Source organism: Novosphingobium profundi, from assembly GCF_018491765.1.
GTDB classification, from domain to species: Bacteria; Pseudomonadota; Alphaproteobacteria; order Sphingomonadales; family Sphingomonadaceae; genus Novosphingobium; species Novosphingobium profundi.
On the sequence record NZ_JABWCU010000016.1, the window covers coordinates 83,443 to 97,134 of the forward strand.

At 67.6% G+C, this 13,692-nt stretch carries 13 protein-coding genes; 5 read left to right on the forward strand and 8 right to left on the reverse strand.

Translation table 11 applies throughout. The features are described from left to right. Position 1: 1 nt before the first annotated feature. The 5 genes from yidC to HT136_RS18515 all read right to left on the reverse strand — a co-directional run bounded on the left by yidC (position 2) and on the right by HT136_RS18515 (position 3,963). A complete protein-coding gene (gene yidC / locus HT136_RS18495) occupies positions 2 to 1,771 on the reverse strand; it encodes a membrane protein insertase YidC (RefSeq protein ID WP_214201300.1) in 1,770 nt (589 codons plus the stop codon). A gap of 24 nt (positions 1,772 to 1,795) precedes the next feature. Next, positions 1,796 to 2,092 (reverse strand): membrane protein insertion efficiency factor YidD, encoded by a 297-nt coding sequence (yidD, locus tag HT136_RS18500; protein ID WP_425516904.1) that lies wholly within the window; start codon positions 2,090 to 2,092, stop codon positions 1,796 to 1,798. Continuing rightward, positions 2,089 to 2,532, reverse strand: coding sequence for a ribonuclease P protein component (gene rnpA, locus HT136_RS18505; RefSeq protein ID WP_214201301.1), 444 nt, complete (start codon positions 2,530 to 2,532; stop codon positions 2,089 to 2,091). Before rnpA ends, yidD begins: the two co-directional genes overlap by 4 nt. Positions 2,533 to 2,756: 224 nt before the next feature. Continuing rightward, the gene (gene rpmH, locus HT136_RS18510; RefSeq protein WP_039388288.1) at positions 2,757 to 2,891 is read right to left on the reverse strand and encodes a 50S ribosomal protein L34; all 135 of its coding nucleotides are present in this window, start codon (positions 2,889 to 2,891) and stop codon (positions 2,757 to 2,759) included. Positions 2,892 to 3,204: 313 nt separating this feature from the next. After that, positions 3,205 to 3,963: an alpha/beta hydrolase gene (locus HT136_RS18515; RefSeq protein WP_246543891.1), complete on the reverse strand. Its 759-nt coding sequence runs from the start codon at positions 3,961 to 3,963 to the stop codon at positions 3,205 to 3,207. Positions 3,964 to 4,130: 167 nt separating this feature from the next. On the opposite strand from HT136_RS18515, the gene HT136_RS18520 reads away from it, so the two are divergent. The 3 genes from HT136_RS18520 to HT136_RS18530 all read left to right on the forward strand — a co-directional run bounded on the left by HT136_RS18520 (position 4,131) and on the right by HT136_RS18530 (position 7,302). Continuing rightward, positions 4,131 to 5,639: a YifB family Mg chelatase-like AAA ATPase gene (locus tag HT136_RS18520; protein WP_214201302.1), complete on the forward strand. Its 1,509-nt coding sequence runs from the start codon at positions 4,131 to 4,133 to the stop codon at positions 5,637 to 5,639. An 80-nt stretch (positions 5,640 to 5,719) separates the two neighbouring features. Further along, positions 5,720 to 6,391, forward strand: coding sequence for a thioredoxin domain-containing protein (locus HT136_RS18525; RefSeq protein ID WP_214201303.1), 672 nt, complete (start codon positions 5,720 to 5,722; stop codon positions 6,389 to 6,391). Positions 6,392 to 6,414: 23 nt separating this feature from the next. Continuing rightward, a complete protein-coding gene (locus HT136_RS18530) occupies positions 6,415 to 7,302 on the forward strand; it encodes an EamA family transporter (RefSeq protein ID WP_214201304.1) in 888 nt (295 codons plus the stop codon). An 11-nt stretch (positions 7,303 to 7,313) separates the two neighbouring features. On the opposite strand, the gene HT136_RS18535 is transcribed toward HT136_RS18530, so the two are convergent. Both HT136_RS18535 and HT136_RS18540 read right to left on the reverse strand, forming a co-directional pair. Further along, entirely contained in the window at positions 7,314 to 8,093 is a 780-nt protein-coding gene (locus HT136_RS18535; protein WP_214201305.1) for an esterase/lipase family protein, read from the reverse strand. A 41-nt stretch (positions 8,094 to 8,134) separates the two neighbouring features. Beyond that, positions 8,135 to 8,722 carry a DUF3617 domain-containing protein gene (locus tag HT136_RS18540; protein WP_214201306.1) on the reverse strand — a complete coding sequence of 196 codons (588 nt, stop codon included), beginning with the start codon at positions 8,720 to 8,722 and terminating at the stop codon, positions 8,135 to 8,137. 170 nt (positions 8,723 to 8,892) lie between these two features. On the opposite strand from HT136_RS18540, the gene uvrB reads away from it, so the two are divergent. Further along, on the forward strand, positions 8,893 to 11,082 hold the full coding sequence (uvrB, locus tag HT136_RS18545) for an excinuclease ABC subunit UvrB (RefSeq protein ID WP_214201307.1): 2,190 nt from the start codon (positions 8,893 to 8,895) through the stop codon (positions 11,080 to 11,082). A 30-nt stretch (positions 11,083 to 11,112) separates the two neighbouring features. Here uvrB and HT136_RS18550 read toward each other — a convergent pair whose 3' ends face one another. Then, the gene (locus HT136_RS18550; protein WP_214201308.1) at positions 11,113 to 12,096 is read right to left on the reverse strand and encodes a zinc-dependent alcohol dehydrogenase family protein; all 984 of its coding nucleotides are present in this window, start codon (positions 12,094 to 12,096) and stop codon (positions 11,113 to 11,115) included. 332 nt (positions 12,097 to 12,428) lie between these two features. Between HT136_RS18550 and HT136_RS18555 the strand changes: the two genes are divergently transcribed. Further along, positions 12,429 to 13,580: a helix-turn-helix transcriptional regulator gene (locus tag HT136_RS18555; protein ID WP_343222238.1), complete on the forward strand. Its 1,152-nt coding sequence runs from the start codon at positions 12,429 to 12,431 to the stop codon at positions 13,578 to 13,580. Positions 13,581 to 13,692: the final 112 nt, after the last annotated feature.

Sequence of the window (13,692 nt, forward strand, 5' to 3'; positions counted from 1 at the left end):
GTCAGGCCTTGCCCTTCTCGCGGGCCTTCGCCCGCTCCGTATCCTCGGCCACCTTGGCCGCCTGCGCCTTGAGCTGCGGATGCCTGGAATACAGGTACTTCTGCTGCGCGATGGTGAGCAGGTTCGAGGTGATCCAGTAGAGCAGCAGACCCGAGGCGAAGGGCGCCATGACGAACATCATGAACCAGGGCATGATCATGAAGATCTGCTGCTGGGCGGGGTCCATCTGCGCCGGATTGAGGCGGAACTGCAGGAACATGGTCACGCCGAGCAGCAGCGCCAGCACGCCGATGCCCAGGAAGCTGGGCGGATCGAAGGGCAGCAGGCCGAACAGGTTCAGGATGTGCAGCGGATCGGGCGCCGAAAGGTCCTTGATCCACAGCACGAAGGGCTGGTGGCGCATCTCGATGGCCAGGATCAGGGTCTTGTAGAGCGCGAAGAACACCGGAATCTGAAGCACCATGGGGAGGCAGCCCGCGAGCGGGTTCACGCCTTCCTCCTTGTAGAGCTTCATGACCTCCTGCTGCTGCTTCTGCTTGTCGTCCTTGTAGCGTTCCTGGATCGCCTTCATCTTGGGCTGGACGGCGCGCATCGCGGCCATCGAGGCGAAGCCGCGCTGGGCGATCGGGAACATCACGCCGCGCACGATGGCGGTAAGCAGGATGATCGCCACGCCAAAGTTGCCGACAAGCTTGAACAGGCTGGTGAGCAGCCAGAAGATCGGCTTCTCGAACCAGCGGAACCAGCCCCAGTCGATCGCGAGGCCAAAATTGGTGATGCCCTGCTTTTCGTAGGCATCGAGCACGGCGTGCTCCTTGGCGCCGGCGAAGAGCTTGGTCGTGCGGCTGAGCTTCTGGCCCGGCTGCAGCGCCTGCTGGTCGTACATCAGGTCGGCGCGGAACAGGTCGTTGCCGAGCGAGCGGTAAGTACCCTCGGCCTTGGCGCCGACGGGGGCCAGCGTCGACATCCAGTAGACGTCGGTGAAGCCGATCCAGTCCGCCTTGCCCGCCGGGTTCACGGTGCCGTCCTCGGCGACGTCCTTGTAGTTGGTGCCGAACGAAACCGAACCGTCGAACGCGCCGACCGGGCCCGAATGGACCTGGAAGCTGTCGAGGCTGGCGGTGAGGTCGGTACGGTTGATGAGCGCGAAGGGCTGCACCACCACCGGCGCCTTGCCGGTGTTGGCGACCGATTGCTCGACCGTCAGCATGTAGTTGTCGTCGACCTTGTAGGTCAGCGCGAAGGTCTGGCCCTGGCCGTTGTTCCAGGTCAGCGTGACCGGGCTCGCCGGGGTCAGCTTGGCGCCGGCGGGTGCGGTCCAGACGGTCTTGCCGTTGGGCGTCGCCGAGCCCTGCCCGACCCAGCCGAACTGGGCGAACTGCTGCGCGGGTGTGCCGGCGGGCGAATAGATGCGGACGGGGCCCGAATCCTTCTTCACCGTCTCGCGGTGGCGATTGAGCACGAGATCGTCGACGAGGCCGCCGGTCAGGTTGATCGAACCCGACACGCCCGGCGCCGCGATGGCGACGCGCGAGCCTCCTGCCAGCGCGGTCTTCAGGTCCTTCTGCTCGAGCGCCATCTCGGCCGCGTCGCGCAAGCCACCTTCACGGGTGGGCTTGGTCGGCTTGGTGGCTTCCTCGGCTCCGCCGGCCTGGACGGTCTGCACCGGGGTCTTGGCCTGGGGGTAGAAGTAGCCGACACCGGCCTCCCACCCGAAAAGGACAAGCGCCGTCAACACGACCGCTAGAATGATATTACGCTGGTTCTGCACGAAGGCTTTCCTGTCGTCGTCTCGTCAGTGGCAACAGCGGTCCGGATGGTCGGTGTCGCTTTTGGATTTCATTTCGGTTCCGGGCACCGGATCGTAGCCGTGCCCGCCCCAAGGGTGGCAGCGCAATAGACGCCATAGCGCGTAGCATCCACCCTTAATCGCACCGTGGGCACGCACCGCCTCGATCGCGTATTGCGAACAGGACGGCGAAAAGCGGCAGGTGGGCGGCATTACCGCCGAGGGACCCAGCTGCCAGGCCCGGGCGATCGCGATCAGGAGCAGCCCGGGAAGGCGCGCCAGCAAGGCGAACAGCCGGCTCATTGCGCCGCCGGTTTCCCCGGAACGCCGCCCGCCTTGCGACGATCGGCGCTCGAGTGCTTGCGCGGGGGACGCTTGCCCTGGCGGGGGCCGCGCGGCGGATCGCCCTTGCCCTCGCGCGCCCGGCCCAGCGCCGCGACCAGTTCCTGGCGCAGCAGAGCGAAGTCGCGCTCGACCCCGTTCTCGCGCCCGATCAAGACGTGGTCGGTGTCGGGCAGGCCATGTTCGGGCAGGAGTTCGCGAAGGAGCGCCCGAAAGCGACGCTTCATGCGGTTGCGCACGACCGCGTTGCCGATTCTCTTGGTGACGGTGATGCCCGCCCGCACCCCCTCGCCCGCGTTGCGATTGGCAAGCAGCACGAAACCCGCGCGCGCCACCCGCGTGCCCTTGTTGGCAGCGAGGAAATCGGCCCTGCGGCTCAGGATCTGGTAGGGAACGGTCATTTCGGGCACGAGCCTAGCGCAAGCCGCGCCAGGGGCAATCGCCCATCCGGCGAATCGCAAACCCGCTTCGACCGGCGCGGCCGGACACGCGAGGCGATTCCCAAACGACGGCGGCCCGCGCAATCGCCAGAACATCCCGAAGGAGGCTCCAGGCGGCCGCGCGGGCCGTGCCGTTCATTTCCGCGACCCCGGCAGGGGCCGGGAGCGCGGGAATGCGGATGTGATCAGGCCGAAAGCTTCTTGCGGCCGCGGGCGCGGCGAGCGCGAAGCACCTTGCGGCCGCCGACGGTCGCCGTGCGTGCGCGGAAGCCGTGACGGCGGGCGCGGACAAGGCGGCTGGGCTGGAAAGTGCGCTTCATGTCAGTCCTCGAATAGTTCAGATGGCCCAGTTCTGGACCGAACAAAAAAGCCGCCTGCAAGCAGACGACCGCAAATCAGAAGCGCGCCGTTACGTGAGACCGCGCCCTGAGTCAAGCTGAGGGGACCGATTCGTTGCTTCCACGGGCCATTTTACGGGCAAGTCTCTTGGCAATTGCAGCATCGCGCAGTCGACCCACGCATCCATCCGGAACGAGCCGCTCGAATCGCATGGGCAAGAGAATCTGGGCGGGAGAATAGAGTCGCCTTCCACGGATGGGAACGTCGCCGGACATCCCATGCCGACAGGCGCAATCAGGAACGGCTGGTGTCGGCCTCGGCGCCGTCGGGGTCGAAGGCGACCCACAAGCTCATCACGCCCGCGCCGAACCAGCGCGCCTTCGAGAACGGGACCGAATTGGTCATCGCGTAGAACGCCTCGGCCTCGATCGGGCTCATGCCCATCTGCCGGTAATAGTCGAGGTAGCGCCGGTTCTCGGGCGCGGAGGCCGAATAGTCGCCTGGCTCGAGACCGGTGTCGTCGATCCACGAGTGGACCGCGAACTCGGCGCCAGGATCGGCCATGCGGCGCGCACCGGCGAGAAACAGCTCGACTCCGCCCGAACGCACCGAACCACCTTGGGGCACGTGCGTGGCGATGCCCCGCTCGCGGATCATGCGCCCCAGGCGCAAGTTCGCGAGGTCGTCGCGGGTGCCGGGACATTCGAGCATCTCGATCACCGCGATGCCGGGATGATCGCGCAGCATCGCCAGAAACTGGCCGGGCGTGCCCACTCCGGTCGCATCGACCAGCGCGGCGTGCGTGGCGTCGAGGACACGGAACGGGCCATAGGCCGGCTCGTGGCCACTCAGAACGGGCGCCGCAGACGCCGGACGGCTCGTAACCGGCACGAGGCGCCGCATGCGCTCGCCACCGCCGGCGACGTAATCGGCATTCACATCGACAGCTTCATAGGCGATCTGCTGCGCCGCCAGGGGGGAAGCGACGCAAAGGCCACCTGCTCCAAGCAGAGCGGCGACGACCGGGACAAAGGCTGCGGTGAACGAGCGCATGCCGGGAAGATGCCTCCAGGGGCCTTACCCAAACCGTGAGAAATCCGGTTAAAATGCTGTAAGGCATGATCTAGGCAACGCCTTGCTTCTCGACAGGCCGCGAACTCCGTGTAAACAGGACGAGAAATACAGATAATTACTTAGACCACTTTAAAAGGGGTCGCCTTTTGGTCGCGATTATTTCGACGGTTGCTTACCTGGGACTGGAAGCCAGATCGGTCGGAGTGCAGTGCCAGATCGCCCCGGGCATGCCCGGATTCGCGCTCGTCGGCCTCCCCGACAAGGCCGTGGGCGAAAGCCGCCAGCGGGTGAGCGCCGCGCTCACCGCAATGGGGCTCGCGCTGCCGCCCAAGCGCATAACCATCAACCTCTCGCCCGCCGACCTGCCCAAGGAAGGGTCGCACTACGACTTGCCGATCGCGCTCGCGCTGCTCACCGCGATGGGGCTGCTCGACGCAGAGCAGATGGCCGAAGTCATCGCGGTGGGCGAACTTGCGCTCGACGGGCGCCTGATCCCCTCCCCCGGCGTCCTGCTTGCCGCGCTCCACGCCGCGAGCTGCGACAAGTCGCTGCTGTGCCCGGCCGCGCAAGGCGCCGAGGCGAGCTGGGCAAGCACGGTCACGGTCACCGCCGCGCCCAACCTCGTCAGCCTGCTCAACCACCTGAAGGGGGTCCAGATTCTGCCCCGCCCCGTGGCCGGAACGGTCGAGGAGCCCCGCACCGGCCCTGATCTCGCCCAGGTCAAGGGCCAGGAAACCGCCCGCCGCGCGCTCGAAATCGCCGCCGCCGGAGGGCACAATCTCCTGATGTGCGGCCCGCCGGGGGCGGGCAAGTCGCTGCTCGCCGCGTGCCTGCCCGGCATCCTGCCCGAACTCGCCCCGGCCGAGGCGCTCGAAGTCTCGATGGTCGCCTCGGTGGCGGGAACGCTCGAAGATGGCAAGATCAGCCGCGCGCGCCCGTTTCGCGCGCCCCACCACTCCGCCTCGATCGCCGCGCTCACCGGAGGGGGCCTGAAAGTGCGCCCCGGCGAAGTCTCGCTCGCGCACCTGGGCGTGCTGTTCCTCGACGAATTGCCCGAATTCCAGCGCACCGTGCTCGATTCGTTGCGCCAGCCGCTCGAAACCGGCGAGGTGACCGTCGCACGCGCCAACGCCCACGTCACTTTTCCCGCGCGCGTCCAGCTCATCGCCGCGATGAACCCCTGCCGCTGCGGGCACCTCGGGGACGCGAGCCTTGCCTGTTCACGCGCGCCCAAGTGCGCGGCCGACTACCAGAGCAAGGTCTCGGGGCCCCTGCTCGACCGCATCGACTTGCACGTCGAGGTCGATCCCGTGCGCGCGATCGATCTCGCCCAGCCCGCGCACGCGGAGGACAGCGCGCAGGTCGCCGCCCGCGTGCGCCGCGCCCGCGCGCTGCAGACCCAGCGCCTCGAAGGCAGCGGCGCGCGCAGCAACGCCGAGCTCGACGGCGAAGCTCTGGAACGCCAGGCGACACCCGACGAGCCAGGCCGCCAGCTGCTGCTCCAGGCGGCCGAGGCCATGCGGCTTACTGCGCGCGGCTATACCCGCATCCTGCGCGTGGCGCGCACGATCGCGGACCTCGCCGGCGCCGAGACGATCGGGCGCGCCCATGTCGCCGAGGCCTTGAGCTACCGCCGCCAACCACCGCGCGCCTGATCGCCGGCCCCGCCAAACGCCCGCTTGCGCGGCGGCACGCGAACGGGCAGAGCGAGCCGGCACGACGACAGGACGCCCCCTTGCCCGACAACCTCCCGCTCGACCGACGCACCCTGCTGGCAGCCGGCGCGGGCGGCGTTGCCGCCGCCTCGCTCGGCGGACTGCTTGCCCCGCGCCCCGCGCGCGCCGAAATCCTGGGCTCAGGCTTCGAGGGCCTTACCGGCACTCGCGCCGAAGTTGCGCTCAACCTCTTGCGCGCCTCGCGCAGCGTCGCCTTCGGCACCGGGCGCGAGGTGTGGATGTGGCTCTCCTCGCTCTGCCCCTATTGCCAGAAGTACTTTCGCGAATTTCCCAAGCTGACGGTCGAGGGCTTTCGGGTCCACTACATCCCCTTCATCCTGGGCGATGCGGAGACGGGCGCCGTCCTCAAAGTGCTCCAGGATCCGACACCTGCCACCTTCCGCGCCTTCATGCGCCGCGAACTGGGCTCGGCCCCGCCGCTTGCCTACGATCCCTATTACTCGGGCCCGCTCGACTACGCGGGATCACCCGCGACATTGCTCGCACGTCACCACGCGCATATCCGGCTGGTTCAGACCGCTTACGACGCCGATGCCGGCTACCCCACCGAGACCGGGCTCAACCGTCCGCTGTCGACGCCGCGCACGTTCTTCGCCACGCAGCGGGGCGCGCTGCTGATGTGGGGCGGTGGCTTCGGGGCCGCGCAGTTCGCGCGCCTGCGCAAGCTGTAAGCCCGCGCGCGTCCCGCCCCGTCATGAACGCTGCCGCATCCGACCCGCACCCCTTTCGCGCGGGGCTGGCCATTCTGGCCGCGCAAGTCTCGGTCAACCTCGGCGCGGCGCTCGCCAAGGACCTCTTCGCCACGGCGGGTCCCGAGATGGTCGCCGCGCTGCGCACCTCGCTTGCCGCGCTCCTCCTCCTCGTACTGGTCCGCCCGCGCCCCGACCGCCTGGCGCCCGCGCTGCTGGGCTGGATCGCGCTCTACGGCCTCGCGCTCGGGGCCATGAACCTGCTCATCTACGAGGCGATCGAACGCCTGCCGATCGGCGTCGCGGTGGGGATCGAGATCTGCGGGCCGCTGGCGGTGGCGCTCGGGGCCTCGCGCAGTGTGCGCGACCTTGTCTGGCCCCTGCTGGCAATCGCGGGCCTCGCCCTCCTGATCCCCTGGCCGGGCCGCGCCCACGCGCTCGATCCAGCGGGCCTTGGTGCCGCGCTCGGGGCCGCGACGTGCTGGGCGCTCTACATCCTGCTCGGGCGCCGAGCCGCGCGCGCTCCGGGCAGCACCGCGGTCTCGCTCGGCATGGTGACGGCCTGCCTTGTCACGCTGCCCGCCGCGCTTGCCAGCGGCGCAAGCCTGCCGCCCGCAGAGGCCTGGGGGGCGGTGCTGGGCATCGCGCTGCTCTCGAGCGTAGTGCCCTACCTTCTGGAAATGCGGGCGATGGCGCGGCTGCCCGCGCGGGTCGTCGGACTCATCAGCAGCGCGGCCCCGGCGATCGCCGCGCTCGTCGGCTATGCCGTGCTCGGCGAGACGCTCACCGTGCTCCAGGCGCTGGCGATCGCCCTCTTGATCGCGGCGGCGGCCGGTTGCTCGCTCCAGGCCCGCGCGCCGATCGCGCGACTGCGCGACGATCCCTTGGTCTAGAACCCCGACCCCTACGCCGAGGTCGGCGCGAGTTCTTCCTCGTGGTCGATCTGGCAAAGAACCTGCGCGATCACGCGCGGGTCACTGGCAAAACCGAGGTGCGAGCAGCGAATGGCGACCGCCCGGTCGCGCTCGTGCGCCCAGCCCTTGGCCGAACGCGGGTGGATCACCCCGTCGCGCGGGCTCCACAAGGCGATCGTGGGCACCGGCGGCTTGAGAGCGAAGGCGCAGTCGATCGGCGGCGCGTCGACCGCGTGGCCGGTGATCACCTGGTAGGCGCGCCAGGCGTTGTTGGCGCGCGGATCGCCCGAGAACGGCGTGCCCATCGTGATCACCTTGGCGACCGCGCCCGGCTGGCGCCGCGCGATCTCACGCGCGAAAAGGCCGCCCAGGCTCCACCCCACGAGCACCACCGGGCGACGCCCCTGCCGCGCCAGGGCGCCGACGCGGTGCATCAGGAAGGCGAAGTTCTGCGGGGTCGGGCCGAAATTGAAGCCGAGCCCCCATTCGTGGACTTCGTGGCCCGCCTGGGTGAGTGCCTCGAACATGGGCCGCATGCGCTTGGGATGCGCGCCGAAACCGGGCAGGAGCATGACGGTCTGGGCCTGGCGCGCGGGCAGGACGGCATCGCCGCGCCCCTGCCCCACGCGCCAGAGCGAGGCGAATTCGCGTGCCAACAGGGCGAGCGGCGGCTTGCGCACGCCCTCGGGATGGGGCTGGCGCGCCAAGGCGGCGCGGTGCAGCACCTGCGCGCGCACCGGCCCCAGCGTATCCCAACTCAACGGCTTCACCTTCTGCGTCTGCCTTCTCGTCTTTCCTGCGTGGTCATCGCCTAAGAGGGACAATCCCCCGTCCTATGCGAGACCACGTGCATGGTCATGTTCATCCGGTCCATCGGCGGCGTCGCCCCGGTCACCTGCATCGTCATGGTGACGTCCGAATCGGTCGGGCTGCCGGTTCCAGTCAGCGTCATGACCGCCGTTCCCTGACTGGGATGTGAGCAGGTCATGCGCGCGTCGATCTTTCCGTCCGAAACCGTGAACGTATCATAACGGCATTTCGAGGCCTGCCCGACATTGTCGAACATGTCGCGAAAGCCCTTTTCCGCTTCGTCCCGGGTCAGGCAGAAGCTCTCGTCCTGATTGCGGGCCATCATGTCCTTCATGTGCCGGGCGGTCTCGGCGGGAAGTCCGGGCATGTCGAACTCCTTGAACTCGACCGTACGGCTGTAGAGGCCAGGTTCGGGACGGATCGCCTGCGCCGCCGCGCGATCGACCTTGGCGGTCGAAACGGGCGCAGCGCCCCCTTCATCGCCCGAGGACGCCGTCTCGCTCGAACCGCAGCCGGCCAATGCAAGGCACGAGACCGCGATCCACCAGCCAGCACGCACCGAATTTCGCGTCGACTCCTTGTAAAGCATTGCTTCCCCTCCTCGCGACGGGACAGGTTCGCCCCTGCCACCTCGATACCATGGACGGGCCCGGAGCCGCTAGCATCCCCGCCCGGCCCGCTCCAAGCATTACAGTTCAATGACACACCGCTGTCAGCAAGTGATTGCGATGGGCTCTGATAGTCCCCATATGTTCTCGCATGGCCGAACTCATCATCCGACGCGGACTCGACGAACCGGACACCACCGGCGCGTTCACCCCCCACAAGCCCCAACGTCCGGAAAAGTCGCTCCCCGGCAAGGCTTTCAAGATCGTTTCGGAGTACGCTCCCGCCGGCGACCAGCCCACCGCGATCGCCGAACTGGTCGAAGGCGCACGCGCCGAGGACAAGACGCAAGTGCTGCTGGGCGTCACCGGCTCGGGCAAGACCTTCACGATGGCCAAGGTCATCGAGGAACTCCAGCGCCCCGCCCTGATCTTGGCGCCCAACAAGATCCTCGCCGCGCAGCTCTATGCCGAGATGAAGGACTTCTTCCCCGAGAACGCGGTGGAATACTTCGTTTCGTACTACGACTACTACCAGCCCGAGGCCTACGTGCCGCGCTCGGACACCTACATCGAGAAGGAAAGCTCGGTGAACGAAGCGATCGACCGCATGCGCCACTCGGCGACGCGCGCGCTGCTGGAACGCGACGACGTGATCATCGTCGCCTCGGTCTCGTGCCTTTACGGCATCGGTTCGGTCGAAACCTATTCGGCGATGATCTTCGACATCGAGGTGGGCAAGGAAGTCGACCAGCGCGAGCTGATCCGCAAGCTCGTCGCGCTCCAGTACAAACGCAACGACGCCGCCTTCTCGCGCGGCACGTTCCGCGTGCGCGGGGACAATCTCGAAATCTTCCCGTCACACTACGAGGACATGGCGTGGCGCGTGTCCTTCTTCGGCGATGAGATCGAGGAGATCGCCGAGTTCGACCCACTCACCGGCAAGAAGGGCACAACTCTCGAAAAGGTACGCGTCTACGCGAACTCGCACTATGTGACGCCCGGCCCGACGATGAAGCAGGCGAGCGAGGCCATCCGCTTCGAACTGACCGAGCGACTCAAGGAACTGGAGACCGAGGGCAAGCTGCTCGAAGCCCAGCGGCTCGAACAGCGCACCAATTTCGACCTCGAGATGATCGCGGCGACGGGCTCGTGCAACGGCATCGAGAACTACTCGCGCTTCCTCACCGGACGCCTGCCGGGCGAGCCGCCGCCGACCTTGTTCGAATATCTGCCCGACAACGCCCTCCTCTTCGTCGACGAGAGCCACCAGACCGTGCCGCAGATCGGCGCGATGGCCAGGGGTGACCACCGGCGCAAGATCACGCTCGCCGAATACGGCTTCCGCCTGCCCTCGTGCATCGACAACCGCCCCTTGCGCTTCAACGAATGGGACGCGATGCGCCCGCAGACTTTCGCGGTTTCGGCGACGCCTGGCGGCTGGGAGATGGAGCAGACCGGCGGCGTCTTTGCCGAGCAGGTCATCCGCCCCACGGGCCTGATCGATCCCCCGGTGGAAATCCGCCCGGTCGAGGACCAGGTCCAGGACTGCATCGTCGAATGCAAGGCCACCGCCGAAAAGGGGTTCCGGACACTCGTCACGACCCTGACCAAACGCATGGCCGAGGACCTCACCGAATTCATGCACGAGGCGGGCGTGCGCGTGCGCTACATGCACTCGGACGTCGAGACGCTGGAGCGCATCGAGTTGATCCGCGATCTGCGCATGGGGGTCTACGACGTGCTGGTGGGGATCAACCTCCTGCGCGAGGGGCTCGACATTCCCGAATGCGGGCTCGTCACCATCCTCGATGCCGACAAGGAAGGCTTCCTGCGCTCGGAAACCTCGCTGATCCAGACCATCGGGCGCGCGGCGCGCAACGCGGAAGGCCGCGTGATCCTCTACGCCGACCGCATGACCGGATCGATGGAGCGCGCGATCGCCGAAACCGACCGCCGCCGCGAAAAGCAGAAGGAATACAACGAAGAGCACGGGATCACCCCGCAGACGATCAAACGGCGCATCGCCGACATCGTCGCCGATACCGCGAGCCGCGATGGCGTCACCGTCGAGATCGAGACCGAGGACGGCGCCAACAACCTCGTTGGCCACAACTTGCGCGCCTATATCGAGGACCTGGAAAAGAAGATGCGCGCCGCTGCGGCCGATCTCGAATTCGAGGAAGCCGGGCGCCTGCGCGACGAGATCCGCCGCCTTGAAGCCACCGAACTGGGCCTGCCCGAAGCCGAGCACAAGGCGCCGCGCGTGGGCCGCTCGAACGAGGGCAAGCCGGGCACGCGCAAGACCCGCTACGGCAAGCAGACGAAGAAGTGGGGCAAGTAAACGCGCCTCGGCGCGCGGCGTGACGGTGCCTCACTCGGGCACGAGGATCACCTTGCCCTGGCGCGCCTCACCCGTGCGCGCCGCGTGCGCGAAGGCCTCGCGAAAGCGGCTGAAGGGGTAGACTCCGGCGATCTCCGCCCGCGTCCTCCCGCTGGCCAATACGTCGAACACGGCGCGCGCCATGCGCGCCTGCCCGTCCTCGCCGACGCGTGCCAGGGCACGGTCGGTCATCATCGCCCGAAGGCGCACGTCGCGGAACATCATGTCGGGGTAGTCGAGCGCGTAAGGCTCATGCGCAAGAAAGCCATAGGCGAGGACGAGTCCGCCATTCGCCGTGCAGGCCCCCAACCGGCGCGTCGCCGCCCCGCCGACCGCGTCGAGCGCGAGACGCGGGGGCGCGAGGCCCAGCCCGGATAGCCGCGCGGGCAGGTCCGGCCCATCGACCAGCACGTGACGGCGCCCCGCCTCGCGCAAGGCGCGCGCGGCCTCTTCACGCCGGACCAGGTCGATCACGGTGAGCCCCTGCGCATCCCCCAGCGCCGCGACATAGCCCGCCACGTTCGCGTTCGCTGCGTTCTGGAGGACCACCTCGCCGGGCCTCATGGTTTCGTATGCATTAAGCAAGAGCCAGGCAGTGGCGAGATTGATCCGCGCGAGCGCGATCTCCTGTGGCGCGACATCCTCCGGTGCGGGCCAGAGCGCATCGGCCGGCAGCGCGCGTCGCTCCTGCAAGGCGCCGTAGGCCATCGGCAGGATCACTCGCTCGCCCACGCGCCAGCGCGTCACGCCCTCACCCAGCGCCACGATTCGGCCCACGCCCTCGAATCCGGGAACCCCGCCGCCTCGCGCGATGAAATCAAGCTCGCCACGCACCGCCAGCAAGTCGGCGATGTGGAGCGGTGCGGCCTCGAGCGCGACGACGACTTCTCCCATCTTCGCCTGCGGTTCGTCGCCGTCGCGAAGGGCGAGGACCGCGCCCGGTTCGCCGTTTCGTTCATAGCCCAGGTATCGCATGCATGGCTCCTTGCCCGATCCAACGCTCTCCAGGATAGCGCTGCGGTGCACGCTGGACATGGCTGCGGACCGGAGCTGTTCGCGGACCGAGGAAACGGGTGCACCGCCACAGGTCGATCGCGCGCGGCCTGCGCGGCGAGTCACGAAAAAATGCCCGAAAGCTTCCTCGGAAGCTTTCGGGCAGTATCAAGGATTGGCCGAAACCAGCCCTCGGGTCGCGCCGATACAATGTATGCAATCGTGAGCACGCGCATGCCACGATCGTGGTATGCAGCGTGTAATCCCTGTCGGTTTTTCTTGCGGACCTTGCCCATTCCCGACAAAATCAGGATGTGGGCAGACATGGGGGCATTGACGGCGAGGCGTTCACGCGTCTGCGCTCCGCGATCGAGCAGGCCCCGTTTGCTGCGGATGGCTGGAACCTGGCCTTGCGTGCCCTTGCCCAGGCCACCGGATCGCGCCATGCCCAGCTCGTCGCCCTGGGCGACAAGCACCTGGCGATGAACTGGCTCAACGACGCGCCCGAGGACTTTCAGGCCGAATCCAGCCGGATCGAGATTTACCGCCCCGATGTGAACTATCGCATCGCGGCGCTGCGCGCGCCCATGGAGATTACCTGGGAGGCGCATTACGACGTCGCGCGCAAGGCGCACACCGACGAGGCTTACCTCGAGCTTGCACGCAAGTATGGGTTTGAACATGGTGCCCAGGTCGTGCTGGCGCAGAAGCCCGGACTTTTCTTCGGGCTGGCGCTCATGCGCAGCCCTAGCGAAGGGCGGACCGGCACGAGCGAGCACGAGACCCTCGCACGCATTGCGCCCGACATCCTATCGGCCATCCGCGTCCAGGAATCGATCGAGCAGGCGGGCGCCAGCCTCCTGCACGGCGCGCTCGAAACGATGGAGACCGCCGCCATCCTCCTCGATTCGCTGGGCCGCGTCACCCACGTCACCCCCGCCGCGCAACGGCTGCTGGGGCCCGAGACGCTGCAGCTCAATGGCCGCGCCGTGCGCTCGAACCGTCCCTACATCGATCGGGCGCTGGGCATCCGCATCGGCCAGGCGCTGAGCGGCGACGACCCCGGCCCCGCCGACTTGTGGATCCGGACAGGAAGCGGACTTCTGCTTGTCGACGTCCGCCCGCTGCCGCGCGGTAACTGGCACCTGGGCACCAACGGGGCCGCGATCGTCACCTTGCGCCCGCTGCTGACGCCGCGTGTGCGAGCCGAAGACGTGGCCGACGAAAAAAACTTCGCGATCATGGCGGGCAAGCTCGCGACGGCCCTGGCACTGACCCACTCCGAAGCCGAAGTCACGACCTTGCTGGCCCACGGACTCTCGCGCAAAGAAATTGCTGCATTGCGTCATGTCAGTCCGCAGACGGTAAACACGCAGCTGCGCATGATTTTCCTCAAGTGCGAGGTCAACCGCGAGAGCGAACTTGTTGCAATTGCACGATCTATTCTGGACGCCATAGGTTCCTGAGGCCGACGGGCCGAACCCCATCGCACGGCCCGGGAAAGTTGCAATCGGCGCAAACGTCCGGCTCCGCTTTTCACTGGTCTTTCCGCGTAGCGGGCGCAAACGGGCGTTCACA